This is a genomic window from Pseudomonas sp. NFX71 (assembly GCF_048079215.1).
GTDB classification, from domain to species: domain Bacteria; phylum Pseudomonadota; class Gammaproteobacteria; order Pseudomonadales; family Pseudomonadaceae; genus Aquipseudomonas; species Aquipseudomonas fluorescens_B.
In genome coordinates, this window is sequence record NZ_CP182230.1 from 3,532,593 (window position 1) to 3,556,758 (window position 24,166).

A 24,166-nucleotide genomic window follows, 5' to 3' on the forward strand; every position below is an offset into this window, starting at 1 on the left:
TGTCCTCAATCCCTTGGGGGAGCGGGCTTGCTCGCGAAGGCGGTGTAACACCCAACATTGATGTTGAATGTGCTGGCCTCTTCGCGAGCGAGCCCGCTCTCACATTGGAATTGTGTGGGAGCAGACCCGGTGTCTGGTCTTAAGACCGACGTGTCAGGCCAAGTTCCTCAGGCAATCCCCAAAACCTTGAAAACAAATGCGTATTCGAGTGCTACGTCACGTAATCCCTGGTAACGCCCGCTCATCCCGCCATGCCCGGCGCCCAGCTCGGTCTTGAGCAGCAGCGGGTTGCTGTCGGTTTTGGTCGCGCGCAACCTGGCCACCCATTTGGCCGCTTCCCAATATTGCACGCGACTGTCGTTGTAGCCGGCGACCACCAGCGTCGCCGGATAAGCCTGTGCAGTGACGTTTTCGTACGGGGCGTAAGCCTTGATCCGATCATAAACGTCCGGCTCTTCAGGATTGCCCCACTCGTCGTATTCCGTGACGGTCAGCGGCAGCTCCGGGTCGAGCATGGTGTTCAGCACGTCGACGAACGGCACTTCGGCAATTGCCGCGCCGAACAGCTCCGGACGCATGTTGAGCACCGCGCCAATCAACAAGCCGCCAGCACTGCCGCCGCTTATCGCCAGTTGCTTTGATGTGGTGAAGCCATTGGCGATCAGGTGCTCGGCGCAGGCGATGAAGTCGCTGAAGGTGTTGTGCTTGTGTTCCTGCTTGCCGGCGCGATACCAGGCTTCTCCCAGTTCGCCGCCACCCCGCACGTGGGCGATGGCAAACGCCACGCCGCGATCCAGCAGGCTCAGGCGCGCATGGGAGAACCACGGGTCGAGGCTCTCGCCGTAGGCGCCGTAGCCGTACAGATAAAGTGGCGTCGGCTTACCGAGGGCTTCGCGTTTGACGACCAGGCTGATCGGCACTTGCGTACCGTCCGGCGCTGTCGCCCACAGGCGCTGACTGACGTAGGTGTCAGCGTCGAACGGACCGAGCACCGGGGTTTCCTTCAACACTTTCTGTTCGCCGCTGACCAGTTCCAGTTGGCGGATCTGCGCCGGACGGTTCAGCGCTTCGTAACGCAAACGGATGCGGTCGCTGATGAATTCCAGGCTGTTTTGCACGTGCAGGCTGTAGGCCGCATCCGGCAACTGCACGCGGTAGCTCGGCAGGTCTTGCGGGTGGACTTGGATGATCGGCAAGCCACCTTCACGCAGGCTGAGGGTCAAGGCCCGGGCGTTGAGGCTCATGCCGTCGATCATCGTGGTGTCGCTGTGGGGAATCAGGTTCTGCCAGTCGGCTTCGGTCGGCGCAACGCCGGTATCGACAGCCGTGTACAAGGCAAAGTTGATGCCGTCGCGGTTGGTGCGAATGAACCAGGTCCATTGGCCATCGAGTGCGCCGTGATCAACGTCGTACTCATGGTCTTCAACCCTCGGCGCGATGCAGGTGAACGCCTGTTGCGGCTGGGACGCGTCGAGCACCCAGACTTCGCTGGTGGTCTTGCTGCCCAGCGCCAGCAGCAATTGCTGCTCCGAACTCGAGCGATAGCAATGCATGAAGAAGCGGCCGTCCGACTCATGGAACACTTCTTCGGCCGCCGTGCCGTCCAGTCGATAGCGGAACAGTTTGTGCGGGCGGTGGGTGTCGTCCAGTTCGCCGAAGAACAGCGTCAGGCTGTCGTTGGCCCAGATCATGCTGCCATCGCAGTCCGAGAATTCCAGTTCGCTGACGCGGCCGCTGGATAATTCCTTCACGAACAGGGTGTAAATCTCATCGCCGGTGGAGTCGATACTGTAGGCGAGGCGCTGGTGGTCCGGGCTGATACTGAACGCACCGAGGGAAAAGAAGCCGCCGTTGGCCAGTTCGTTCGGGTCCAGCAGCAGTTGTTCGTGGGCTTCATCGAGCTGCAGGCTGTCATCCGCCGGGCGGGGGCAGCGGTAGTGACGAGCGTATTCGTCACCGGCCGTGGTGCGCGTGTAATACAGATACGGGCCCCACGGGGAGGGCAGCGACAGGTCGGTTTCGAGAATCCGGCCCTTGATCTCTTCGAACAGGGTTTCGCGCAACCCGGCCTGATCGGCGGTTTGCGCCTCTTGATAGCGGTTTTCAGCCTTGAGGTAATCGAGCACCGCGTCGGTGTCGCGTTCCTGTAGCCAGGCATACGGGTCAGAACCTTCGGCCTTGTGGGCAATCGGGGCGCTGGTCATGTTGGCGGATACGGGCATGAAGGGGTCTCGGACGATGTACGGAATTAGGGCTTCGCAGAGGGCAGGAAACATCCTGATGCCTTACACAGATCCCTGTGGGAGTCTTGACCGGCTGGCATTGGGACAAGCCTGACGTGCGAAAAGTCGTTACTATAAGCGCCTCTTTGCCTGCCTTGCCATGGACACCATGACCGAGAACGACTATCTGATCGCCTGGGGCCTCTACGCCTTCGCCGCTTTAGGCTGCCTGTTGGTGTGGATGCGCATGACCCGCTGGATGTGGCGCTGGCTGCGGGAGCCGTTGCGACTGCTGGTCGCCGTGTTGCTGTTCAGTCCGACGATCATCGATCCGGTGAAGGAAAAGGTCGCCCCGGCCATCGCCATCACCGCCCTGGACCTCGCGTTCAAGGTTGGCAACAACGCCTGGCGGGCGGTCTCCGACCTGCTCATGTACGGCATGATCGCCTTCGGCCTTTATCTGGTGCTCGTCGCGATCCGCTTCCCGATCGAACGCGCCGCCAAGGCGCGCAAGGAACGGACGGCGGCTGCCAAGGCTGCGGCCAAGGCCGACGATCCTGAAGACGATCATCCTTTCGGCGGTGCCGGTGATGACCGTTATGGTCGCCCGCCGGTCCCGAGCAACCCTCAGCGTATGCGCGTAGAACCGCGTTTGTAACCTTGCCCCTGCCTTACAGAGAGTCCGAACATGTGTGAGTTATTGGGCATGAGCGCCAATGTGCCGACCGATATCGTGTTCAGCTTCACCGGTCTGATGCAGCGCGGCGGTCGTACCGGTCCGCACCGTGACGGTTGGGGCATCGCGTTCTATGAGGGCCGTGGCCTGCGGCTGTTCCAGGATCCGGCGGCCAGCAGTGAGTCGGAAGTTGCTAATCTGGTGCAGCGCTATCCGATCAAGAGCGAAGTGGTGATCGGGCACATCCGCCAGGCCAATGTCGGCAAGGTCTGCCTGTCCAACACTCATCCGTTCGTGCGCGAACTGTGGGGGCGCAACTGGTGTTTCGCCCACAACGGCCAGCTCGCGGATTTTCAACCCATCACAAGCTTTTACCGCCCGGTCGGCGATACCGACAGTGAAGCGGCCTTTTGTGATTTGCTCAATCGTGTGCGCGCAGCGTTTCCGGAACCGGTAGAGATCGAAGCGCTTTTGCCCGATCTGGTGGCCGCCTGCGCCGAATACCGCGGCAAGGGTGTGTTCAATTGCCTGCTCAGCGATGGCGATTGGCTCTTCTGTTACTGCTCGACCAAACTGGCGCAGATTACCCGTCGTGCACCGTTCGGCCCTGCGCGCTTGAAAGATGTCGACGTGATCGTCGACTTCCAGGCCGAAACCACGCCCAACGATGTGGTCACCGTGATCGCCACCGAACCCCTGACCGAAAACGAAACCTGGACCCGCTACGAACCGGGCCAATGGAGCCTGTGGCGACGCGGTGAATGCGTCAGCCAGGGCAAGACCGAATAAAGGACGCTCACATGTTGCTCAGTTATCTACGGCTGGTGTTGTTCGCGGCGGGCCTGTTGATCGGTGTCCAGGTGCCGGGGTTCATCAACGATTACGCCAAGCGGGTCGAGGCCCACCTGATCGAGGCGCAGACCGGTCTTAGCGGCTTTCAGGGCACCGCCAATCAATTCTTCAAGGGCGACATGCAGGCCCTGGTCGCCCATTACCGCGCCAGCGAAGACCCGATCTTTCGCAGCGATGCCGACAGCCTGAGCAACCTGCTCACCCGTCAGCTGGCCCTCGATAAACAATTCCAGGCCATGCAAGGCCCGTGGTACATCCGCTTCCTGCAGGTTGTACTGGCCGCCGACCCGGACATCCGCAAGGAAACCTGGAACGGCTACAGCTACCAGATCCTGCTGACGCCAGAAGCGATGATCTGGGGCATGAGTGGCGCGTTGCTGTTGTCGTTCGGGATTGAATGCCTGTTCAGGCTGATCGATTGGGTGGTGCTGGGCGGCAAGCGCCTGCGCCAGAGCCGGCCGATTGAAGAGCGGGATTTGCGCGGGTTGTAAGAGGGGCCATGCGAACCCTGTGGCGAGGGAGCTTGCTCCCGCTCGGCTGCGAAGCAGCCGCCAAGCTTTTGGGGCGCTGCGCGACCCAGCGGGAGCAAGTTCGGTGTGCTATTTGGAAAGAAACCGCATCCCTTCTTCAAGCCCCCGCAACGTCAGCGGGTACATCTGGTCATCAATCAAATCCCGCACGATATTGGTCGACGACGTATAGCCCCACGTATCTTTCGGATACGGGTTGATCCAGATGAGCTTCTTGTACTTCTCCTTGAACCGCTGCATCCACACGTAACCGGCTTCTTCGTTCCAGTGCTCGACGCTGCCGCCGGCCTGGGTGATTTCATAGGGCGCCATGGCGGCGTCACCGATGAAGATCACTTTGTAGTCGGCGCCGTACTTGTGCAACAAGTCCTGGGTCGAGGTGCGTTCGGAGGTGCGGCGCATGTTGTTCTTCCACACCGACTCGTAAATGAAGTTGTGGAAGTAGAAGTACTCAAGATGCTTGAACTCGGTCTTGCAGGCCGAGAACAACTCTTCGCAGATCTTCACGTGGGCATCCATCGAGCCGCCGATGTCGAACAGCAGCAACAGCTTGACGGTGTTGCGCCGCTCCGGCCGCATCTGGATGTTCAGCAACCCGGCGTCTTTCGCGGTGTGATCGATGGTGCCATCGATGTCGAGCTCTTCCGCCGCACCCTGACGGGCAAATTTACGCAGCCGGCGCAGGGCAACCTTGATGTTGCGCGTGCCCAGTTCCACCGAATCGTCGAGGTTTTTGTACTCGCGCTGATCCCAGACCTTGGCTGCCTTGCCCTGGCGCTTGCCGGCATCACCGACCCGAATGCCTTCCGGGTTGAACCCGCCGGAGCCGAACGGGCTGGTGCCGCCGGTGCCGATCCACTTGTTGCCGCCGGCGTGGCGTTCTTTCTGTTCTTCGAGGCGTTTCTTGAACTCTTCGATCAGCTTGTCCAGGCCGCCGAGGGACTGGATCGCCGCCCGCTCTTCGTCGGTCAGCGAGCGCTCGAATTCCTTGCGCAACCAGTCTTCGGGAATCAAGGCCTGAAGGTGGTCGTCGAGTTTTTCCAGGCCATTGAAGTAAGCACCGAAGGCCCGGTCGAACTTGTCGAAATGCTTTTCGTCCTTCACCAGAATCGTCCGGGACAGGTAGTAGAACTCGTCCATGTCGGCGAAGGTCACGCGCTGTTTCAGCGCGTTGATCAGGTCCAGCAGCTCGCGCACCGAGACCGGCACCTTGGCTGCGCGCATTTCATTGAACAGGTTGAGCAGCATGGCATCAGCCTCTTAGCGGGTGCCGCGACGGCTCATGAACGCCAGACGCTCAAGCAGTTGCACGTCCTGTTCGTTCTTGACCAAAGCACCGGCCAACGGCGGGATGGCCTTGGTCGGATCGCGTTCGCGCAGCACGGCCTCGCCGATATTGTCGGCCATCAGCAGCTTCAGCCAGTCCACCAGTTCGGAGGTCGATGGCTTTTTCTTCAGGCCCGGCACCTTGCGCACGTCGAAGAACACGTCCAGCGCTTCGCTGACCAGGTCCTTCTTGATGTCCGGATAGTGCACATCGACGATCCGCTGCATCGTGACGCGATCCGGGAAGGCGATGTAGTGGAAGAAGCAGCGGCGCAGGAAGGCGTCAGGCAGCTCTTTTTCGTTGTTGGAGGTAATGATGATGATCGGGCGCTTCTTGGCCTTGATGGTCTCGTCGATCTCGTAAACATAGAACTCCATCTTGTCGAGTTCTTGCAGCAGGTCGTTCGGGAACTCGATGTCGGCCTTGTCGATTTCGTCGATCAGCAGGATCACCCGCTCTTCAGACTCGAAAGCCTCCCAGAGCTTGCCCTTTTTCAGGTAATTACGAACGTCGTGAACCTTTTCCGTGCCCAGCTGCGAATCGCGCAGGCGGCTGACCGCGTCGTACTCGTACAGGCCTTGATGCGCCTTGGTCGTGGATTTGATGTGCCAGGTGATCAGCCTGGCGCCGAAGGACTCGGCCAGTTGCTCGGCCAACATGGTCTTGCCGGTGCCCGGCTCGCCCTTGACCAGCAGCGGGCGCTCCAGGGTGATGGCGGCGTTGACCGCCAGCTTCAGGTCATCGGTGGCGACGTAGGCCTGGGTGCCTTCGAACTTCATCTGCTAATCCTCGAACGGTAACGCCGACCTGACGGGGCAGGGCGGGGCGCAATAATTGTAGTACCCGACTATAACGCGCTGCCCGGTCGACTGTGAACGCAGACGGCTTATTCAGTCTCTGAATGGGGCGTCACATCTTGACTCAGTCCGCTTCCGGCTTCGGCCGTTCATACCGGGCATTGAAGGCCTGGACAAAACCATTACGCAAAATCTGCAAAAACGCCTGGAACGCGCTGATGTCTTGCCTATGAACGTTGCCGCTCAGTTCCACACGCGTGGCAAACTGGTTTTTGCCCTGGTTTTTCAGCACGGTTTCGGAGCCGCCGACTATGGCCTCCCAAATGGACCGGAACAGCCCTTTGTCCTTGTTTTCTACGTCCTGCTGCCAGTTGAAAACGTCAACATCCTTCAGGAGCGGTTTGATGTAGCCGGTCAATTGGGCCTTTTTCGCTTGCGCTTCAATCACCACATCACCGTGCCCGGCATTGAAATCGAACTTGCCATAGGCCGAGGCGAAGTCGTTCATGCGTTTGAGTTCAATGTCCCTGGCGCGCAGGCGGAACTGGAAGTCTTCGAAATTGCTCAGAGGATCGAAGGTCGCGGTGGTTTCCAACGGGGCGTGCCCCAGCAGCAGCGCTTTGCCGTCGAAGCGTGCGTCGCGCTTGCCTTCCTTGTCGACGACGTTGGTCAGGTTGTAAATGCTGGCGTTGACCTGGGTCGCATTCATGTTGACGGGGGGCTTTGAATTGAAATTTCTGAAGCTGATCTTGCCGTCGAAGATACGAACTTCGTCCAGGGTGATGGGGGCCAGTTTGCTCAATTGCGCGCGCCAGTCGGTGCCCTGGCCGGTCTGCGAGTTTTGCTTGTTGGCGCCACCATCGACGAAGTTCACCTCGGGGTTGAAGAACTGCACCTTGGCCACCACCGCGTGGTCGTACAGGAGCGAGTGCCAGCTCACGGCAAGGTCGATCAACGGCGCATTGACGAAGGGCACCGGGACCTTGCCATCGACTTTGACGATTTTCAGCCCGTTGATTTTGTAGGCGCCGCGCCACAGTGCCAGGTCAACGTCGGTGATCTGTCCACGGTAGTCGCCCATGTCGGCGAGCTTGTCATTCAGGTAGTCGCGCACCATGTAGGGCAGGGCCACATGCAAGGCAATCAGTAGCACAACGAGGCCGACGAGGATCCACAAGGGCCAGCTGTATCGACGTTTCATGATGGCAAATCTCCGGCGATGTAAGACCATTGACTGCGGTGGTCACCGGACGTTCGACCCGACTGGACGACCACGGGCAACAGGCATACCGTGAAGGGCTAATTCAACGCTGCATAAGGACCCAGCCATGAGCCGTATTTTTGCTGACAACGCCCATTCCATCGGCAATACGCCGCTGGTGCAGATCAACCGCATCGCACCGCGTGGCGTGACCATCCTGGCCAAGATCGAGGGGCGCAATCCAGGTTATTCGGTCAAGTGCCGGATCGGAGCGAACATGATCTGGGACGCCGAAAGCACCGGCAAACTCAAGCCTGGCATGACCATCGTCGAGCCCACCTCTGGCAATACCGGCATTGGTCTGGCGTTTGTTGCCGCTGCACGGGGCTACAAGCTGATGTTGACCATGCCGGCGTCCATGAGCATTGAGCGTCGCAAAGTGCTCAAGGCACTCGGCGCCGAACTGGTGCTGACCGAACCGGCCAAGGGCATGAAAGGCGCGATCGAAAAGGCAGCTGAAATTGTTGCCAGCGACCCGTCCACCTATTTCATGCCCGCACAATTCGAGAATCCGGCCAACCCGGCCATCCACGAGAAAACCACCGGTCCGGAAATCTGGAACGACACCGACGGCGCGGTCGATGTGCTGGTGGCGGGCGTAGGAACGGGTGGAACCATTACCGGCGTTTCGCGGTATATAAAGAATACCCAAGGCAAACCGATTCTTTCCGTGGCGGTTGAACCGGTGGTTTCGCCGGTGATTACGCAGAAGCTGGCCGGGGAAGAAATCAAACCGAGCCCGCACAAGATCCAGGGCATCGGCGCCGGTTTTGTACCGAAGAACCTGGACCTGTCGATGGTGGACCGTGTCGAGCTGGTGACCGACGATGAATCCAAGGCCATGGCCCTGCGCTTGATGCAGGAAGAGGGCATTTTGTGCGGCATCTCTTGCGGAGCTGCCATGGCTGTGGCGGTACGCCTGGCGGAAACCCCGGAAATGCAGGGCAAGACGATCGTGGTGATCCTGCCCGATTCTGGCGAGCGCTACCTGTCGAGCATGCTGTTCAGTGACCTGTTTACCGAACAGGAGAATCAGCAATAGACGTTGCCAAAGCCGTGATTATTTGATCGTGGGGTGGGGGGTTGATTCAGATCAGCCCCCGTTCAGGAACGCTATGGTAAGAAGTGCTTTATTGCATAATTCTTAACAGTGAATGTTGAGTTAGACGGGTTTTTCCCGTGGCCGGTAATGTTTATCATGGCCGGCTGCAACGTCGGGTAAATGGCGTTGTGCAGAGTTGTTTTTTCTCAAGGAGTTGTTGATGACCTTTTCCTTTGCCGCGAAGGCGTCGCTGTTGCTGCTGTTCCTGGGCAGTACTCTTTATGTGCATTTGCGCGGCAAGGCGCGTTTGCCGGCCTTGCGTCAGTTCGTCAACCACTCCGCGCTCTTCGCGCCTTATAACGCCTTGATGTACCTGTTCTCCAGCGTGCCGTCCAAACCTTATCTGGACCGCAGCAAGTTCCCGGAGCTGGATGTGCTCAAGGACAACTGGGAAGTCATCCGCGACGAAGCGATGCACCTGTTCGATGAGGGTTACATTCGCGCCGCCGAGAAAAATAACGACGCCGGTTTTGGTTCGTTCTTCAAGAAAGGCTGGAAGCGCTTCTACCTCAAGTGGTACGACAAACCCCTGCCATCGGCCGAAGCGCTGTGTCCGAAAACCGTGGCCCTGGTCAGCAGTATTCCCAACGTCAAAGGCGCCATGTTCGCGCTACTGCCGGGCGGCAGCCACCTCAACCCGCACCGCGATCCGTTTGCCGGTTCCTTGCGTTATCACCTGGGCCTGTCGACCCCGAACTCCGATGATTGCCGCATTTTCGTCGACGGTCAGGTGTATGCCTGGCGCGACGGTGAAGATGTGATGTTCGATGAGACGTATGTGCACTGGGTGAAGAACGAAACCGAGAAAACCCGGGTCATTTTGTTCTGCGACATCGAACGTCCGCTGAGCAACCGCGTCATGACCCGCCTCAACCGTTGGATCAGTGGCTTGCTCGGTCGCGCAACGGCGCCGCAGAATCTCGACGACGAACGGGTTGGCGGAATCAACAAGGCTTACGCCTGGAGCAAGAAGTCCAGTGACAGGGTCAGCGGTGTGGTCAAGCAGTGGAAGCGTCGCAACCCCAAGGCTTACCGCGTGTTGCGGCCGGTGTTGGCGGTGGTGGTGTTGACGTTGTTGGGGTATTGGTTGTTTGGGTGATTCCGGGCAAGAAATGAAAAACCGCTCATTGAAGCGGTTTTTTTTCGCCGATTTAATGGTCGCCCGACATTTCTCTCGAAGGTAGTTTCGGCGCGACAGCTTTCGTTACTGGCCCTTTGTCCAAGTCATTGCAATCCGGGTCGCCCGCTGGTTATAGTCGGCGCTCGGTGTTATCCAACCCACCGTCCACTTCATCAAAAAAGATCAGCCCATGCCTGCATCCCTCATCAACGCGGTAGTCGATTCAGCGGTCAACGCTGGCGTCGTGCCGTGCGGGAATCAGCAGCCTGCGCAGATCAGTCATTACCCCCCACCTGTCCGTAGCACGCCGGTGTACGCAGTCGTATCACCGCCGGGCGTTGGCGTTTCGGGCTGATCAGTTTCTATCTAGTTGCTGTTACCCGCGCCTGCCTGAAAAAACTACTGGATTTCAGCTTCGGCTGAGTTGGCTTTTTGCCTGACTACAGGTGGTCTTCATGTTTGTCCTTTCGAAAAAATCCGCGCTCGCGGCGGCGTCCACGAGCCTGTTCGTTCTGCTGTGGAGCAGCGGGGCGATCTTCTCCAAATGGGGCCTGGCCCATGCGTCACCCTTCGCTTTTCTGCTGATCCGCTTTGCTATCGCTCTGTGTGGGTTGGTACTGCTGGTGCCGTTGCTCAAGTTGAAACGGCCCAAGGGCGGTAAGCCGATGTTGTATGCGATGGCCACGGGCGTGGTGTTGCTGGGGGCTTATCAGATTTTCTATCTGCTGGCCCTGGACCTGAAAGTCACGCCGGGTGTGATGGCCACAATCATGGGCGTGCAGCCGATTCTCACGGTAGTGATCATGGAGCGGCAGCGTTCAGCCAGCCGAATGTTCGGGCTGACCCTGGGCCTGGTCGGTCTGGTCATGGTGGTTTACCAGGGCATCGGTCTGGCGGGTATGTCGCTGGCGGGGATGCTCTTCGGTTTGCTGGCGTTGGCGAGCATGACGTTCGGTTCGATCATGCAGAAGCGCATTACCGATAATCCCCTCGGCACGTTGCCGGTGCAGTACCTCGCGGGGTTGTTGCTGTGCGGGATCTTTGTGCCGTTCCAGCCGTTTCATTTCGAACACAGCAGCGGTTTTATCGTGCCGGTGTTGTGGATGGGGCTGGTGGTGTCGGTGCTGGCGACGCTGTTGCTCTATCGGCTTATCGCTCGGGGTAATTTGGTGAACGTCACCAGTTTGTTTTACCTGGTGCCGGCGGTGACCGCGGTGATGGATTACCTGTTTTTCGGCAACAGACTGGCGGGGTTGAGCATGCTTGGGATGGTGCTGATTATTGTTGGTTTGGGGTTTGTGTTTCGTAAGACAGGGTGACGCGGTTGGGAACCTATCCGTTTCTGCGGTAATGGCTTCTGGCGGTTTCGCTTTTACAGCGAGTCACTTGGAAAAGCCCCGAGTGAACAACCTACAGAGATATCATAGCTAGCCTGCTAGCGATGGACTTCAACGATAACGCGTGCTGTCTGAATGAACGTGTTGTCCGGACTTCCATCGCTAGCAGGCTAGCTGTGATCTCTCTGTAGGTTGTTCACTCGGGGCTTTTCCGGGAAATTGGAGGTGCGAACCAAACCAAGCACCCGGAGGCCCCGAGTGAACGCTCATAAAAATGCCCGATTAACCGTTTCCGGTCGAGCCCTTCTTGTTCAACGAATCCTTAAGGAAGGCCTGAGACCTGTTGAGGTAGCTCAGTCTCAAGGAGTCAGTGTTCGCACTGCCTACAAGTGGCTTAATCGCTATCGAGCTGAAGGCGAGGAAGGACTGCAGGATCGTTCGTCCCGGCCCAAGTTCTGTCCGCACGCGCTTCCTGAGATGCGCCAGGAACAAGTGCTTGAGCTACGTCGCCAGCGAAAAACCTATCGCCAAATCAGCCAGGACTTGAAGGTGGGACACAGCACTGTGGGCAGGTTATTGAGCCGTAACGGCCTCAACCGTTTGGCATACCTGGAACCGCCACCGCCAGTGATTCGCTACGAATATTCTCAGCCCGGAGGTCTGCTTCACCTGGACATCAAGAAGCTGGGGCGTTTTAACAAACCAGGTCATCGAGTGACGCGAGACCGCCTAAAAGGCCGCTCTTACCATGTCGGTTGGGAATACGCCCATGTTGCCATCGACGATAACAGTCGAGTGGCACACAGCGGTTTGTACGCAGACCAAAGTGGGCGTAGCGCCTGCCTCGCGCTGATCCGGGCCCTGCGCTACTACGCAAGCCTTGGCGTTTGCTTCGAGCGGGTAATGACCGATAACGGCCCTTGCTACAAGTCCGGACGTTTCAAGCGTCTATGTCGACGGCTGGGGCTTAAACACATCTATACCAAACCTTACACACCACGAACGAATGGCAAGGCAGAGCGATTTATCCAAACCGCTCTGCGCGAATGGGCCTACGCCAGAAGTTACGAAAGCTCAGACCAACGTGCGACCTACCTGACGTCGTGGTTGCACGAGTACAACTGGCATCGCCCGCATGCCAGCCTGAGTTATTTGCCACCAATTAGCCGAATAGCATCCGTGAACAACGTGGTGGGTTTACACAGCTAGCTCCCACAGGGGGGGAGGGGGACATGACATTGGTGTTCAGCGCCGATGATCCTGACGGACTTCAGGCAGGCTCTCAGGTCGCCTCGCCTTGGCTTTTGATCTTGATCTGCCCCGTCGGAAGGCCGTACGTCAGGGGCGTCAGGGCGGAACCAATAGTCGCCGTTACCCAAGAAACGGATATACACCAAAAAACCAGACCTCCATCCGGCCCTGTTACTTGGTCAACGCATGCTCCGCCCGCACCGAATTCATAAACGCCTGCATCGCCGACGATTGAATTCGATGACGCCGGGTAATCAACCCATACGGCGGCAGCCGCGCTTCAAACTTGATCGGCAACACCGCCAGCAAATCCCGCCCCGGATAATCCTCGACCACCGACACCGGCGTAACGCCAAGCATGTCAGTCTGCTGGATCAACGAGAGCAAGGTCATGATCGAGGTGGTTTCAACGATGCTGCTGGGGATGTCGACCCGTGCATTGTGGAACACCTGATTGATGATCGCGCGCATCGGGCTCGGTTGCTGTTGCAGCACCCAGGTCATGTTCTGCAATTCCGCCCAGCTCAGGTGTTTCTCCTGCGCCAACGGATTCTGCGCGCCGGCAATGACGCACAACGCCTCTTCGCCGAGGCTGTCGAATAGCAGTTCTTCGGCCCTCGCACCGGCCGGAATCCGCCCCAGCACGATGTCGAGTTGATCCTGCAGCAGTGCCTGTACCAACACGTCACTGGTATCGACCTGAATGCTCATCGACAACCGTGGATGGCTTTGCTTCAAGGTGGCGATGGTGCGGGTCAACAACCCCGAGGCCAACGCCGGAATCGCGCCGACGGCGACCCGCCCGAGGTTGCCGGATTCCAGTGCGACCAGTTCTTCACGCATGCCGCTGAGTTCGGCAAACACCATGCGCGCGTAGTAGATGACGGTTTCCCCGAACGGGGTCGAGCGCATGCCACGGGGCAGACGTTCGAACAGCTCGACGCCGAGCAAGTCCTCGGCCTCGTGGAGCATCTTGGTCGCTGCCGGTTGGGTCATGCCGATGTGATCGGCAGCCCGGCGCAATGAGCCGAATTCCTGCAATGCCAGCATCAACCGCAATTGGCGCAGACGCAGTCGACTGTGGATTACATTGGCATCAGGAATTCGGGTCATGGGCCGCGCTCGCAGAAAAGACTGCGGCAAGCCTGACAACAAATGTCAGGCGTTGCCAGCATTGCTGTGTCACAGCACCGATTTGGTCTTGGCGACGGTCGGTTTGCGCAGGCCCGTCAGGGCGCCCAGTGCCTTGGAAATCAGCGGCCAGAACAGCATCAGCAGCGCTGCCGTGGTCAGGCAACCCACCAACGGGTTGGACCAGAAAATCCCCAACTGCCCGTCAGAAAACAGCATCGATTGACGGAACGCATCTTCAGCCTTGTCCCCTAGGACCGCGGCCAATACCAGTGGTGCAATCGGGTAACCGAGCTTCTTGAACAGGTAACCCAGCGCGCCGAAGCCCAGCATCAGCACCACGTCGAAGAACGAGTTGTGCACCGAGTACGCACCGATGGCGCAGACCATGATGATGATTGGCGCAATGATCGAGAACGGAATGCGCAGGATCGAGGCGAACAGCGGCACGGTGGCCAACACCACAATCAGACTCACCACGTTGCCCAGGTACATGCTCGCAATCAGGCCCCAGACAAAATCGTGTTGCTCGACAAACAGCGTCGGGCCAGGGTGCAAGCCCCAGATCATCAACCCGCCGAGCATCACTGCCGCCGTGGCAGAACCGGGAATCCCGAGGGTCAGCATCGGCAGCAGGGCGCTGGTGCCGGCGGCGTGGTCAGCGGTTTCCGGGGCGATCACGCCTTCGAGTTCACCCTTGCCGAAGTTCTCGCGATTCTTCGAGAAACGCCGCGCCAGGCTGTAGCTCATGAATGAGGCCGCCGTCGGGCCGCCGGGCGTGATGCCCATCCAGCAACCGACCAGGGTGCTGCGCACGATCGTCCACCAGTAACGCGGCAACTTGGCCCAGGTGCGCAGAATTACCATCGGCGTAATGCGTGCATGTTCGCCACGGAACACCAGGCCTTCCTCGACGGTGCAGAGGATCTCGCCGATACCGAACAGCCCGATGACTGCCACTTCAAAACTGATCCCGGTCATCAGGATCGGCTGGTCGAAGGTCAGGCGCAGGTTGCCGGACACGGTGTCCATGCCAACCGCTGCCATGGCGAAACCGATCATCATCGCCACCACGGTTTTCAGTGGTGGGTTCTTGCTCATGCCGATGAAGGTGCAGAACGCCAACAGGTACACCGCAAAGAACTCCGGTGAGCTGAACGACATGGCAAATGCGGCGATCTTTGTCGACAGGAAGGTCAGCAACAACACCCCGGCCAGTGCGCCGATCAATGCCGAGCTGAACGCCGCTGTCAGGGCTTCGGCGGCGCGGCCTTCGCGGGCCATCGGGTAGCCGTCAAACGTCGTCGCCACCGATGAGGGTTCACCGGGTATGTTGAACAGGATCGAGGTGATCGAGCCGCCAAACAGCGCGCCCCAATACATGCACGACAGCAGGATGATCGCCGACACCGGCGACATGGTGAACGTCAGCGGCAGCAGCAACGCCACGCCATTGGGGGCTCCGAGGCCGGGCAATACGCCGACCAGAATGCCCAGCAGCACGCCGATCACCATCAGGCCGATATGGCCCGGGGTCAGGATCAGGTTCATGCCTTGCAGCAGGGAATCGAACTCACTCATTTGAAATTTCTCCCGGCCAGGGCAATCCAGTCGCCCATCGGACCGGCATCCAGCGGGACCTTGAACCACAGCGCGAAAATCAGGTAACTGGCAAGCACCGCGCCGAGGGATACGCTGGCGATCATCAATTTGCCGTAAGGCTTGGTGCGGACCTTGTCACGCCACATGAACCAGGCGATGAAACAGGCTGACGCCACATAGATGCCGGTGAACGGCATGGCGCCAACGAACAGCGCAATCGGAATGAACACTGACAGCACCTGTTTGAATGCGCTGCGGCTGACGAATGAAAGGCTCAGGGCTTTCCAGCGCACCATCGTCCATACGCCGTTGGCCACGCTCGCGGCGCTCAGCATCAGGCCGATGTAGAAGGGGAAATAACCCGGCTCAGGGCCGGAATCGCCCCAGCCGATACCTTGTTCGACACTGCCGAACATCACCACCACGCCGATCAGCGCGGTGAAGACAGCCAGACCGAGTTCGACCCAGCGGGTACCGACCAGCGCCGGTGAATCCGAAGAATGGGACATGAAGACACCTCCAGAGGTGACGGCCGTGCGCAGGCGGACGGCCGTCGGCAACTCAGTTTTTCAGCCAGCCGGCTTCTTTGAACACCGGGGTGACGCGGGCGGTGTCTTTCTCGATGTAGGCAGTCAGCGGCTCGCCTTCGAGGAAGGTCGGCACCAGCGCGTTCTGCTTGACGTAGGCCTTGAACTCCGGGGTCTCGGTGACTTTACGCATCAGTTCGACATAGAACGCCCGCTGCTCGGCGGTGACTTCGCCGGGCATGAACACCGTGCGCGGGAAGCGATACTGATCTATGCCCAGGCCTTGCTCGTGGCATGTCGGCACATCGGCCCAGGATTTTTCGCCGGCGACCTTGTCGGTATAGCTCATGCGCTCCTTGCTGAACACGCAGAGTGGCTCGACTTGATCACCGCGCCATTGGCTGATGCTTTCGCTGGGGTTGTTGACGTTGGCGGCGATGTGTTTGCCGGCCAGTTGGGTCGCGGCTTCACTGCCGCTCTTGAACGGGATGTACACCAGTTTGCTGTTGTTGGTCTGGTTCAGCAGCAGAGTCAGGGTCTGGTCGACATCCTTGGACTGGCTGCCGCCCATGCGCAGTTTAGACGGATCAGCCTTGGCAGCTTCGTAGAAGCCTTTGGCGTCTTTCCAGGGGGCATCCTTGTAACTCCAGAGGATAAAGTCGTCCTCGGCCACGGCCGCCACGGGAGTCAGCTCCTGCCATTGATAACCGAGCTTGGACACCAGTGGCAGCAGGTAAATGTTGTTGGTGCCAATCACCAGTTTTTCCGGATCGCCCTTGTTCATTTTCAGGTCGAGGAAGGCTTCGGCACCATTGCCGCCACCCTTGTTGAGGACGATGGTATTCACATCGAGAAACTTGTGGGTGGTGATGATCGACTGGATCAGGCGGCCGAGTTGATCGGTGCCGCCACCAGGGCCGCCAGCGACGACGATTTCGACGTTCTTGTCCGGTTGCCAGGCGGCGTGAGCGAGAGTGGGAAGGGTTCCGGCGGCGATCAGCGTGCAGCCAAGAAACAGACGGGATGTGCGACGGAGGAATGCATTTCGCATGATGGAAGGCCTCGTTTTTGTAGTTGTTATGAGTGACTTGTCGGTGTTCAAAAGCTGCAAGCCTGGCCTGAGTGTGGGAAGCCTCCGTCCTCGCGTCTAGTCAAAACAATACATACACCGATAGCCTGCGGTTATAGGTCTGAAGGGCCAATATCGCCATGATCGCCAAGGCCGTTGCGCCAGAGCGGTTTGATAGGAAAGTCAGGCAGGTACTGCCCATTGAAAGCCCCCCGAAAGCATGGCGTGACATAACCCGAGGCTATCGCCGTATTTCAAGTTTTGATTAGACGGTTATCACTGGGCCTTCGATAGTGCTCACCAACGCCGCCTGAAGCGGCAATGCTGCATCTCACAAAAATAATAAATCGAGGTACGCACCATGGCTCGTCCCAGTGCTTCCCTGCAGCTGCCCGGCGCAGTTGCCCAGCCTGTCGCAGCGGCCACTCCGCTGACCGGCACGAACAAGGCCAGCAGTGTGCGCTGGCGGATCTTCGCGATCATCTTCGCGCTGACCATGGTCAACCTGATCGATCGGGTGTCGCTGTCGATAGCGATGCCAACCATCGCCCATGAATTTTCCCTGTCGCCGAGCATGCAAGGGCTGATCCTCAGCAGCTTCTTCTGGGCTTATGCATTGCTGCAGATTCCTGGCGGCTGGATGATCGATCGCTTCGGGCCGCATCGGGTCATCAGTTGGTCCACCGGGTTGTGGGGCACGTTTCAAGTGCTGGCGGCGTTCGCCACCGGTGGGTTGTCGTTACTGTTCGCCCGGGTTGCGCTGGGCGCTGCCGAGGCGCCGTTGTTCCCTTCGGGCGGCAAGCTGATTTCCCTGTGGCTGGCGCCGAGCGAGCGCAGTCGCGGCGCGGTGCTGATGGACAGTGGCAGCCCGTTGGGCGTGGCGCTCGGCGGGTTGATCATTGCCTACCTGATTGCTTCGCTGGACTCCTGGCGCCTGGCATTCGTGATCGCCGGTATCGCGACGCTGGTACTGGCCTGGCTGGCGCGGCGTTATCTGCGCGATGACCCGGCCAGTCACCCGCAAGTGAATGCCGAAGAACTGGAGAAGATCAACGCCGGGCGCGCGACGCCTGCTGCCGAAGCGGCGCGAGTGCCGGTCAAGGGCCTCGGCATCGCCGCCCGTTCCCTGAGTGGTTTGCTCATCGGACGTGCCAGTTGGGCGATGGTGTATTTCGGCTTGCTGACCTGGGGCCCCAGTTATCTGGCGCAGGCCCGAGGCTTCGATATCAAAGGCATTGGCGCGGCGACGTTCGTGATTTTCGTCTGCGGCGCGCTGGGTTCGTTGACCGGTGGTTTCCTCTGCGACGGGTTGATCCGCAAAGGCGTCAGTCGCGGTGTCGCGGTCAAGAGCCTGCTGGCATTTTCCGGTGTGATCGCCCTCGGCGCGTTCCTGTTGCTGCCGACCCTGACTGACCCGTTTGCCGCCGTGGCGCTGTTGGCCATGACTGCGTTTTTCCTGATGTGGGGCAGCCTCTACTGGAGCTTCCCGGCATTGCTGGCGGCACCGGCACGGGTCGGGTTGATTGGCGGGGTGATGAACATGGCCGGCAGCACTGGCGGGATTGCAGTCCCGATCCTGGTCGGCGTGATTCTGCAAATGGCCGGTGGCTTTGCGCCGGTGCTGGGGTTCTTCGCCGCCTGTTCGGCCGTCTTCGTGCTGGCCACATTGTTCATCAGTCTCGACGAGGTGCGGCATGACTAAGGTGTATGACGGTCCGATCATCGACGCCCATCACCACTTCTGGGATCCGACGATCAATCACCATCCATGGCTCGCACCCGAAGCCGACATCCCGTTTCGCTACGGCGATTACAGCGCGATCAAGCGGCGCTATTTTCCCGATGACTACTTCGCCGATGCCGGCTCGCATAACGTCGTGCAAACGGTGTACATCGAGACCGAATGGGACCCGCAAGACCCGATCGGCGAAACCCGTTTCATCGAAAGTCTGGCCGCGCGTTACGGCGTCCCCAATGCCATCGTCGCCCAGGCCTGGCTGGATCATCCGGATGCCATCGCGGTGCTCACCGAACAGGCGAGTTTCAAGGGGGTACGCAGCGTGCGCCACAAACCCGGCGGACCGACCTCGACCGCACAGATCGGCCATCTGCGCAGCCTGATGAGCGATGAGCATTGGCGGCGCAGTTACGCCGCGCTGCAAGGGTTGGGGCTGCATTTCGATTTGCAGACACCCTGGTGGAACCTGTTCGAAGCCGAGCGGCTGGCCCGGGACTTTCCCGGTACCACCCTGATCCTCAACCACGCCGGTTTGCCCAATGACCGCAGTGCCGAAGGCCTGGCCGGCTGGCGTCTGGCAATGGCGCGGCTGGCCGAGTGGCCGAACGTGCAGGTGAAGATTTCCGGCCTGGGCGTGGCGGGGCGGGCATGGCGTGCAAAGGACAACGCGTGGATCGTGCGCGAAGTGATCGCCATGTTCGGCACCCATCGAGTGATGTTCGCCAGCAACTTCCCCGTGGACAGCCTGTGCGGCTCGTTCGACGACATCTACAGCGGTTTCAAATCCATCGTTGCTGACCTGCCTGGCGCCGATCAGCAGCGACTGTTCTACGGCAACGCGCAGCGGGTCTATCGCTGCGAGCCTTGCGCCATTGACCGGACACGGCCCGAACCCTTGAGGAGTGAAGCATGAACAAGACAACCATCGCCATGGTCCTGGGCGACCCGGCCGGCATCGGCCCGGAACTGATCGCACGCCTGCTCGCGGAACCTCAGGTCCGCAGCCAGGCCAACGTGATCCTGATTGCCGACGAGGCGGAAATGCGTCGCGGCATGCGCATCGCCGGGGTGGAGTTTCCTTACCGTCGTGTGGAGTCGTTGGAGCAGCTGTCGTTTGTCGATGACACGCCGCTGTTCTATGACTTTCGCGGCGACACCCTCGGTGAATTCCCGCGCAGCGAAGCCAGTGTCATTGGCGGTCGCTACAGCCTCGACACCCTGGAAAAAGCCCTGCGCCTGACTGAGGCCGGCATCACCGATGCCATTCTGTTCGGGCCACTGAACAAGACCTCGCTGCACATGGCCGGCATGGCCCACAACGATGAGCTGCACTGGTTCGCCGAACTGCTGGATTTCCATGGGCCGTTCTGCGAGTTCAACGTGCTCGACAATCTATGGACGTCTCGAGTGACGTCCCACGTGGCACTGGCCGAGGTGCCGGGCATGTTGACTCAAGCGCGGGTGGTGGAAGCGATCCAGCTGATCGACACCGCGCTCAAGCGCAATGGCCTGGAAAAGCCGCGCATCGGCGTCTGTGGCTTGAACCCCCACAACGGCGACAACGGCTCGTTCGGGCGCGAAGAACTCGACATCATCGGGCCGGCGGTGCGCTCGGCTCAAACGTTGGGGATTGCGGCAGAAGGTCCGTACCCGGGCGACACGATTTTCCTCAAGGTTCAAGGGGATGCCAGCGCCTTCGACGCGGTGGTGACCATGTACCACGACCAGGGACAGATCGCGATCAAGTTGATGGGCTTCTCCCGTGGGGTGACGGTGCAGGGCGGCTTGCCGATTCCGATTACCACGCCGGCCCACGGCACCGCGTTTGATATCTCGGGCCAGGGCAAGGCCAACGTCGGCGCGATCCGCCAGGCCTTCGAGATCGCGTGCCGGATGGGCGGCAACACCTACTGACTCACCGCAATACCCCTGTGGGAGCGCGCCTGCTCGCGATGACGGCATGACAGACACCCTTGAAGTGACTGTCAGATCGCAATCGCGAGCAGGCTCGCTTGTATGTTTAGACTTGAAGGGGTGGGTGGGACTAAAGCTCGTCATCTGACTCTGACCAGTACAGACCGTGGGAGACTTCGTCCCACCCCTTCACCTAATGCGCCGATAAGGAATGCATCGGCTCGGACCGACGATAGAAACAAGCCAGCGCAACGGTGAACCCCGTCAAGTATCTAAACCCTAGCTCGGAGGGTGTGCCATGACAATCCTGGATTCGCAGGTGGTCGTCGGTGTGGATGTGGCGAAGGACGAGATCGTTATCTATCGATCCGACCTGGAAAAGACCCTAAATATCGCGAACAAGCGATCAACCTTGAAGCAATGGCTCAAGACGCTGCCAGCGCACAGCGCTATCGCGCTAGAAGCGACCAATATCTATCACCTTGATACAACGGAAATGGCCCATGAAATGGGCCATGACGTTTACGTCATCGATGGCAGTCGCCTCAACAAATACCGCGATGGAATAGGCATGAGGGCGAAAACAGATACGTTGGATGCCGAACTGCTGGCCCGTTACTTGAGCCGCGAATCCGACAGATTGAGGATCTGGAATCCGCCACCGAAGGCTTACACTCAAATGAAAAGCCTGCTTCGCCGTCGGGCTCAGTTGGTCCGGGCCTGTGTTGCACTCAAGCAGAGCTGGAAAAACGAATCCTTGCTGAAAGAGCACTTCAACCAGCTTCTGGCCGCCATTGCCCAGTTCGAAAAGATGATTCAGAAAACGCTCAAGGAAATTGCTGAGGAAGGTGGGATTGATGATCAGGTGAAGCGTTGCCAGGCCATCGAGGGCGTAGGGCTCCTGACGGCCACCGCAGCGGCCACTGCTTTTATGCGTGGGGAATTTGCCAACAGCGACGAGTACGTCGCTTTCCTCGGCATGGATCCGCGTGTGAGGCAGTCAGGACAAAAGGATCAAAAGCGTCGACTCTCTAAACGAGGGGACTCGGAGTTCCGGCGCTTGTTTCACAATAGCGCTATGGCTGCCAGCCGTTCGCCGACCTGGAAGCCGTACTACGAACGCTATCTGGCCAGAGGTCTAAAAGGCACTCAGGCCTTGGTTATCCTGGCACGCAAGCTGGCCAGAGTGATGTTTGCCCTGATGAAAAACCAAACCGAATACAAGCCAAATTCTATGTTTGGGTGTTCCCCCCAAACATAGAATCTCCCACCTTTTTTTTGTGATGGCTGATAACCCGATCTAACGGATATCCGCTTTTTCCTATCACCCCAGGTTATCGACGGATGTGCATAAGTGATTATCCGCCGCCCCCAAGCGCTGGCTAAAGTCGCTCCATCGAATGACCAGCGCCGATCACCCGAACGGCTCTGCGCACACGACTCAAACAACTACAAAAAGCCGGCAGCGCAAGGAATCCGTACCCATGAAAATCAAAGCAATCCGTACCCGCGTTTTCGAGTGGAAAGGTAAAGTCGTCCCGCCTCAAGCGCACTTCTGCACGAACGCCAGCGACATCCTGTTCGAGCGCGGTGACGCCATGGGCTCGTTCCGTTTCCACGGCTGGCTGGTGGTGGAAGTCGAGACCGACACCGGTCTCGTCGGCATCGGCAACTGTGCGCTGGCGCCACGTGTGGCCAAGGAAATCATCGACACTTACCTGGCGCCGATCGCCATCGGTGAAGACCCGTTCGACAACGAATACATCTGGCAGAAGATGTACCGCCAGAGCCACGCCTGGGGCCGCAAAGGCATCGGCATGGCGGCGATCTCGGCGATCGACATCGCGATCTGGGACATCATGGGCAAAGCGGTCAACAAGCCAGTGTTCAAGCTGCTTGGCGGGCGGACCAAGGAAAAGATCTGGACCTACGCTTCCAAGCTCTACGCCAACGACAACCTCGACCTGTTTCTCGAAGAAGCCCAGGGTTATCTGAACCAGGGTTTCACCGCGCTGAAAATGCGTTTCGGCTACGGCCCGAAAGACGGCCCGGCGGGCATGCGCAAGAACATTGAACAAGTGCGCGCCCTGCGTGAACTGGCCGGCCCGGACATCGACATCATGCTCGAATGCTACATGGGCTGGACCCTCGAATATGCGCGTCGCATGTTGCCGAAACTGGCCGAGTTCGAACCGCGATGGCTGGAAGAGCCGGTGATTGCCGACGACATCGAGGGCTACATCGAGCTGAAAAAAATGGGGATCATGCCGATCTCCGGCGGCGAGCATGAATTCACTTCCTACGGCTTCAAAGACTTGCTCGAACGCCGCGCCGTCGACGTGATCCAGTACGACACCAACCGCGTCGGTGGCATCACCGCCGCGCGCAAGATCAACGCCATGGCCGAAGCCTGGTCGGTGCCGGTGATCCCCCACGCCGGGCAGATGCACAACTATCACCTGACCATGTCCACCACTGCCTCGCCGATGGCCGAGTTCTTCCCGGTGTTCGATGTCGAGGTCGGCAACGAACTTTTCTATTACGTGTTCAAGGGCGAGCCTCAACCGGTCAACGGCTACATCCAGCTCGACGACAACACGCCAGGTTTGGGCCTGGAAATCTCCGATGAATATTTGAGCGACTTCAACATCATCGAGTGACCCCAATCCCCGACTTTATGGAGGGCCGTCATGCGCCTGATTCAATTTGAAAATTCTGTCGGTGAGCGCCAGGTCGGCGTTGTCGAAGGCTCACAGGTCCAGGTGCTGAAAGGCACCCGCAGCACCCGTGAACTGGCACTCGCGGCGATCCGCGCCCAACGCAGCCTGCAAGAAGAAGTCGCTTCACGCGGCACCGAGCCTGGCCCGGATTACGCGCAGCTGTTGCAGCAGGGCCAGGTCCTGCCGCCGCTGGACCACGAAGACCTGGCCCATTGCCTGGTCAGCGGCACCGGCCTGACCCATCTGGGCAGCGCCTCGGCACGGGACAAGATGCACCAGCAGGACGGCGCCGTTGAAGCCGGCATGACCGATACCATGCGCATTTTCAAGTGGGGCCTGGAGGGCGGAAAACCTGCCGCCGGCCAGGTCGGCGCGCAACCGGAATGGTTCTACAAAGGCGACGGCAGCATCGTCGTGCGCCCCGGCGCGGACTTCCCGGTGCCGCCGTTTGCCGAAGACGCCGGAGAGGAACCTGAGCTGACCGGCCTCTACGTGATCGGCGACGACGGCCTGCCATATCGCGTCGGTTATGCGCTGGGCAACGAGTTCTCCGACCATGTCATGGAGCGGCGCAATTACCTCTACCTCGCGCACTCGAAATTGCGTTTCTGCGCCTACGGTCCGGAACTGCGCGTCGGTGAATTGCCCCGGCATCTGGCGGGCACCAGTCGCATCATCCGCAACGGCGAAACCCTCTGGGAAAAAGAGTTTCTCAGCGGCGAAGACAACATGTGCCACAGCCTTGCCAACCTCGAATTCCATCACTTCAAGTACGCGCAGTTTCTGCGGCCCGGCGATGTCCACGTGCATTACTTCGGCACCGCCACACTGTCATTTGCCGACGGGGTGAAAACCCAACCGGGTGATCGCTTCCAGATCAGCCTCGATGCGTTCGGCGCACCGCTGGAAAACGGCATCGGCGAAAGCGCCCGGCCGTTGGCCATCGGCCAGGTTCGTTCGCTTTAAGCTTTCAACCTCCGGCGCTTGTCA

General features: G+C 59.4%; 22 protein-coding genes. 14 read left to right on the forward strand and 8 right to left on the reverse strand.

Features of this window, described 5'->3' with window-relative positions:
• Window positions 1-167: 167 nt before the first annotated feature.
• Window positions 168-2,222 (reverse strand): S9 family peptidase, encoded by a 2,055-nt coding sequence (locus ACM1ZW_RS16320; RefSeq protein WP_416738902.1) that lies wholly within the window; start codon window positions 2,220-2,222, stop codon window positions 168-170.
• Window positions 2,223-2,382: 160 nt separating this feature from the next.
• Between ACM1ZW_RS16320 and ACM1ZW_RS16325 the strand changes: the two genes are divergently transcribed.
• The 3 genes from ACM1ZW_RS16325 to ACM1ZW_RS16335 are packed head-to-tail and all read left to right on the forward strand — an operon-like array spanning window position 2,383 to window position 4,241.
• Window positions 2,383-2,880, forward strand: a complete 498-nt coding sequence (locus ACM1ZW_RS16325; RefSeq protein ID WP_017337004.1) for a hypothetical protein — start codon at window positions 2,383-2,385, stop codon at window positions 2,878-2,880.
• 30 nt (window positions 2,881-2,910) lie between these two features.
• Window positions 2,911-3,687: a class II glutamine amidotransferase gene (locus ACM1ZW_RS16330; RefSeq protein WP_017337005.1), complete on the forward strand. Its 777-nt coding sequence runs from the start codon at window positions 2,911-2,913 to the stop codon at window positions 3,685-3,687.
• Between the two features lie 11 nt (window positions 3,688-3,698).
• The gene (locus tag ACM1ZW_RS16335) at window positions 3,699-4,241 is read left to right on the forward strand and encodes a DUF2937 family protein (protein ID WP_017337006.1); all 543 of its coding nucleotides are present in this window, start codon (window positions 3,699-3,701) and stop codon (window positions 4,239-4,241) included.
• Window positions 4,242-4,349: 108 nt separating this feature from the next.
• Here the strand turns inward: ACM1ZW_RS16335 and ACM1ZW_RS16340 are convergent, their stop codons facing one another.
• The 3 genes from ACM1ZW_RS16340 to ACM1ZW_RS16350 all read right to left on the reverse strand — a co-directional run bounded on the left by ACM1ZW_RS16340 (window position 4,350) and on the right by ACM1ZW_RS16350 (window position 7,605).
• Window positions 4,350-5,528 (reverse strand): vWA domain-containing protein, encoded by a 1,179-nt coding sequence (locus ACM1ZW_RS16340; RefSeq protein WP_017337007.1) that lies wholly within the window; start codon window positions 5,526-5,528, stop codon window positions 4,350-4,352.
• Between the two features lie 12 nt (window positions 5,529-5,540).
• A complete protein-coding gene (locus ACM1ZW_RS16345) occupies window positions 5,541-6,386 on the reverse strand; it encodes an AAA family ATPase (RefSeq protein WP_017337008.1) in 846 nt (281 codons plus the stop codon).
• A 142-nt stretch (window positions 6,387-6,528) separates the two neighbouring features.
• The gene (locus ACM1ZW_RS16350) at window positions 6,529-7,605 is read right to left on the reverse strand and encodes a DUF748 domain-containing protein (RefSeq protein ID WP_017337009.1); all 1,077 of its coding nucleotides are present in this window, start codon (window positions 7,603-7,605) and stop codon (window positions 6,529-6,531) included.
• Between the two features lie 127 nt (window positions 7,606-7,732).
• Between ACM1ZW_RS16350 and cysK the strand changes: the two genes are divergently transcribed.
• From cysK to ACM1ZW_RS16375, 5 genes are all read left to right on the forward strand, one after another.
• The gene (gene cysK / locus ACM1ZW_RS16355; RefSeq protein WP_017337010.1) at window positions 7,733-8,707 is read left to right on the forward strand and encodes a cysteine synthase A; all 975 of its coding nucleotides are present in this window, start codon (window positions 7,733-7,735) and stop codon (window positions 8,705-8,707) included.
• Window positions 8,708-8,927: 220 nt separating this feature from the next.
• Window positions 8,928-9,866 carry an aspartyl/asparaginyl beta-hydroxylase domain-containing protein gene (locus tag ACM1ZW_RS16360; protein WP_416738903.1) on the forward strand — a complete coding sequence of 313 codons (939 nt, stop codon included), beginning with the start codon at window positions 8,928-8,930 and terminating at the stop codon, window positions 9,864-9,866.
• Between the two features lie 211 nt (window positions 9,867-10,077).
• Window positions 10,078-10,242: a hypothetical protein gene (locus ACM1ZW_RS16365; protein ID WP_193393006.1), complete on the forward strand. Its 165-nt coding sequence runs from the start codon at window positions 10,078-10,080 to the stop codon at window positions 10,240-10,242.
• 100 nt (window positions 10,243-10,342) lie between these two features.
• Entirely contained in the window at window positions 10,343-11,206 is an 864-nt protein-coding gene (locus ACM1ZW_RS16370; RefSeq protein ID WP_017337012.1) for a DMT family transporter, read from the forward strand.
• 276 nt (window positions 11,207-11,482) lie between these two features.
• Window positions 11,483-12,433: an IS481 family transposase gene (locus tag ACM1ZW_RS16375; protein ID WP_080995117.1), complete on the forward strand. Its 951-nt coding sequence runs from the start codon at window positions 11,483-11,485 to the stop codon at window positions 12,431-12,433.
• Between the two features lie 213 nt (window positions 12,434-12,646).
• On the opposite strand, the gene ACM1ZW_RS16380 is transcribed toward ACM1ZW_RS16375, so the two are convergent.
• The 4 genes from ACM1ZW_RS16380 to ACM1ZW_RS16395 form a co-directional block, all read right to left on the reverse strand.
• Complete coding sequence (locus tag ACM1ZW_RS16380) at window positions 12,647-13,588, reverse strand: LysR family transcriptional regulator (protein ID WP_017337013.1); 942 nt, start codon at window positions 13,586-13,588, stop codon at window positions 12,647-12,649.
• A gap of 69 nt (window positions 13,589-13,657) precedes the next feature.
• Entirely contained in the window at window positions 13,658-15,187 is a 1,530-nt protein-coding gene (locus ACM1ZW_RS16385) for a tripartite tricarboxylate transporter permease (protein ID WP_414879612.1), read from the reverse strand.
• Window positions 15,184-15,717 (reverse strand): tripartite tricarboxylate transporter TctB family protein, encoded by a 534-nt coding sequence (locus ACM1ZW_RS16390; protein ID WP_017337015.1) that lies wholly within the window; start codon window positions 15,715-15,717, stop codon window positions 15,184-15,186. Before ACM1ZW_RS16390 ends, ACM1ZW_RS16385 begins: the two co-directional genes overlap by 4 nt.
• A 52-nt stretch (window positions 15,718-15,769) precedes the next feature.
• Window positions 15,770-16,786 (reverse strand): Bug family tripartite tricarboxylate transporter substrate binding protein, encoded by a 1,017-nt coding sequence (locus ACM1ZW_RS16395; protein WP_017337016.1) that lies wholly within the window; start codon window positions 16,784-16,786, stop codon window positions 15,770-15,772.
• Window positions 16,787-17,165: 379 nt separating this feature from the next.
• Here ACM1ZW_RS16395 and ACM1ZW_RS16400 point away from each other — a divergent pair, with 379 nt between their 5' ends.
• The 6 genes from ACM1ZW_RS16400 (at window position 17,166) to araD1 (ending at window position 24,142) form a co-directional block, all read left to right on the forward strand.
• Window positions 17,166-18,506 carry an MFS transporter gene (locus ACM1ZW_RS16400; protein WP_017337017.1) on the forward strand — a complete coding sequence of 447 codons (1,341 nt, stop codon included), beginning with the start codon at window positions 17,166-17,168 and terminating at the stop codon, window positions 18,504-18,506.
• The gene (locus tag ACM1ZW_RS16405; RefSeq protein ID WP_416738904.1) at window positions 18,499-19,455 is read left to right on the forward strand and encodes an amidohydrolase family protein; all 957 of its coding nucleotides are present in this window, start codon (window positions 18,499-18,501) and stop codon (window positions 19,453-19,455) included. Before ACM1ZW_RS16400 ends, ACM1ZW_RS16405 begins: the two co-directional genes overlap by 8 nt.
• The gene (locus tag ACM1ZW_RS16410; protein ID WP_017337019.1) at window positions 19,452-20,456 is read left to right on the forward strand and encodes a 4-hydroxythreonine-4-phosphate dehydrogenase PdxA; all 1,005 of its coding nucleotides are present in this window, start codon (window positions 19,452-19,454) and stop codon (window positions 20,454-20,456) included. Before ACM1ZW_RS16405 ends, ACM1ZW_RS16410 begins: the two co-directional genes overlap by 4 nt.
• 298 nt (window positions 20,457-20,754) lie before the next feature.
• Window positions 20,755-21,717, forward strand: a complete 963-nt coding sequence (locus ACM1ZW_RS16415) for an IS110 family transposase (protein ID WP_017341458.1) — start codon at window positions 20,755-20,757, stop codon at window positions 21,715-21,717.
• A gap of 223 nt (window positions 21,718-21,940) precedes the next feature.
• Entirely contained in the window at window positions 21,941-23,116 is a 1,176-nt protein-coding gene (locus tag ACM1ZW_RS16420) for an L-rhamnonate dehydratase (protein WP_017337020.1), read from the forward strand.
• Window positions 23,117-23,146: 30 nt separating this feature from the next.
• On the forward strand, window positions 23,147-24,142 hold the full coding sequence (araD1, locus tag ACM1ZW_RS16425; protein ID WP_416738905.1) for an AraD1 family protein: 996 nt from the start codon (window positions 23,147-23,149) through the stop codon (window positions 24,140-24,142).
• The last annotated feature ends 24 nt before the right edge of the window (window positions 24,143-24,166 follow it).

Coding starts and splice junctions, on each gene's coding strand:
- ACM1ZW_RS16320 (WP_416738902.1), bottom strand. CDS start 2,222: ATGCCCGTATCCGCCAACATGACCAGCGCCCCGATTGCCCACAAGGCC.
- ACM1ZW_RS16325 (WP_017337004.1), top strand. CDS start 2,383: ATGGACACCATGACCGAGAACGACTATCTGATCGCCTGGGGCCTCTAC.
- ACM1ZW_RS16330 (WP_017337005.1), top strand. CDS start 2,911: ATGTGTGAGTTATTGGGCATGAGCGCCAATGTGCCGACCGATATCGTG.
- ACM1ZW_RS16335 (WP_017337006.1), top strand. CDS start 3,699: ATGTTGCTCAGTTATCTACGGCTGGTGTTGTTCGCGGCGGGCCTGTTG.
- ACM1ZW_RS16340 (WP_017337007.1), bottom strand. CDS start 5,528: ATGCTGCTCAACCTGTTCAATGAAATGCGCGCAGCCAAGGTGCCGGTC.
- ACM1ZW_RS16345 (WP_017337008.1), bottom strand. CDS start 6,386: ATGAAGTTCGAAGGCACCCAGGCCTACGTCGCCACCGATGACCTGAAG.
- ACM1ZW_RS16350 (WP_017337009.1), bottom strand. CDS start 7,605: ATGAAACGTCGATACAGCTGGCCCTTGTGGATCCTCGTCGGCCTCGTT.
- cysK (WP_017337010.1), top strand. CDS start 7,733: ATGAGCCGTATTTTTGCTGACAACGCCCATTCCATCGGCAATACGCCG.
- ACM1ZW_RS16360 (WP_416738903.1), top strand. CDS start 8,928: ATGACCTTTTCCTTTGCCGCGAAGGCGTCGCTGTTGCTGCTGTTCCTG.
- ACM1ZW_RS16365 (WP_193393006.1), top strand. CDS start 10,078: ATGCCTGCATCCCTCATCAACGCGGTAGTCGATTCAGCGGTCAACGCT.
- ACM1ZW_RS16370 (WP_017337012.1), top strand. CDS start 10,343: ATGTTTGTCCTTTCGAAAAAATCCGCGCTCGCGGCGGCGTCCACGAGC.
- ACM1ZW_RS16380 (WP_017337013.1), bottom strand. CDS start 13,588: ATGACCCGAATTCCTGATGCCAATGTAATCCACAGTCGACTGCGTCTG.
- ACM1ZW_RS16385 (WP_414879612.1), bottom strand. CDS start 15,187: ATGAGTGAGTTCGATTCCCTGCTGCAAGGCATGAACCTGATCCTGACC.
- ACM1ZW_RS16390 (WP_017337015.1), bottom strand. CDS start 15,717: ATGTCCCATTCTTCGGATTCACCGGCGCTGGTCGGTACCCGCTGGGTC.
- ACM1ZW_RS16395 (WP_017337016.1), bottom strand. CDS start 16,786: ATGCGAAATGCATTCCTCCGTCGCACATCCCGTCTGTTTCTTGGCTGC.
- ACM1ZW_RS16400 (WP_017337017.1), top strand. CDS start 17,166: ATGGCTCGTCCCAGTGCTTCCCTGCAGCTGCCCGGCGCAGTTGCCCAG.
- ACM1ZW_RS16405 (WP_416738904.1), top strand. CDS start 18,499: ATGACTAAGGTGTATGACGGTCCGATCATCGACGCCCATCACCACTTC.
- ACM1ZW_RS16410 (WP_017337019.1), top strand. CDS start 19,452: ATGAACAAGACAACCATCGCCATGGTCCTGGGCGACCCGGCCGGCATC.
- ACM1ZW_RS16415 (WP_017341458.1), top strand. CDS start 20,755: ATGACAATCCTGGATTCGCAGGTGGTCGTCGGTGTGGATGTGGCGAAG.
- ACM1ZW_RS16420 (WP_017337020.1), top strand. CDS start 21,941: ATGAAAATCAAAGCAATCCGTACCCGCGTTTTCGAGTGGAAAGGTAAA.
- araD1 (WP_416738905.1), top strand. CDS start 23,147: ATGCGCCTGATTCAATTTGAAAATTCTGTCGGTGAGCGCCAGGTCGGC.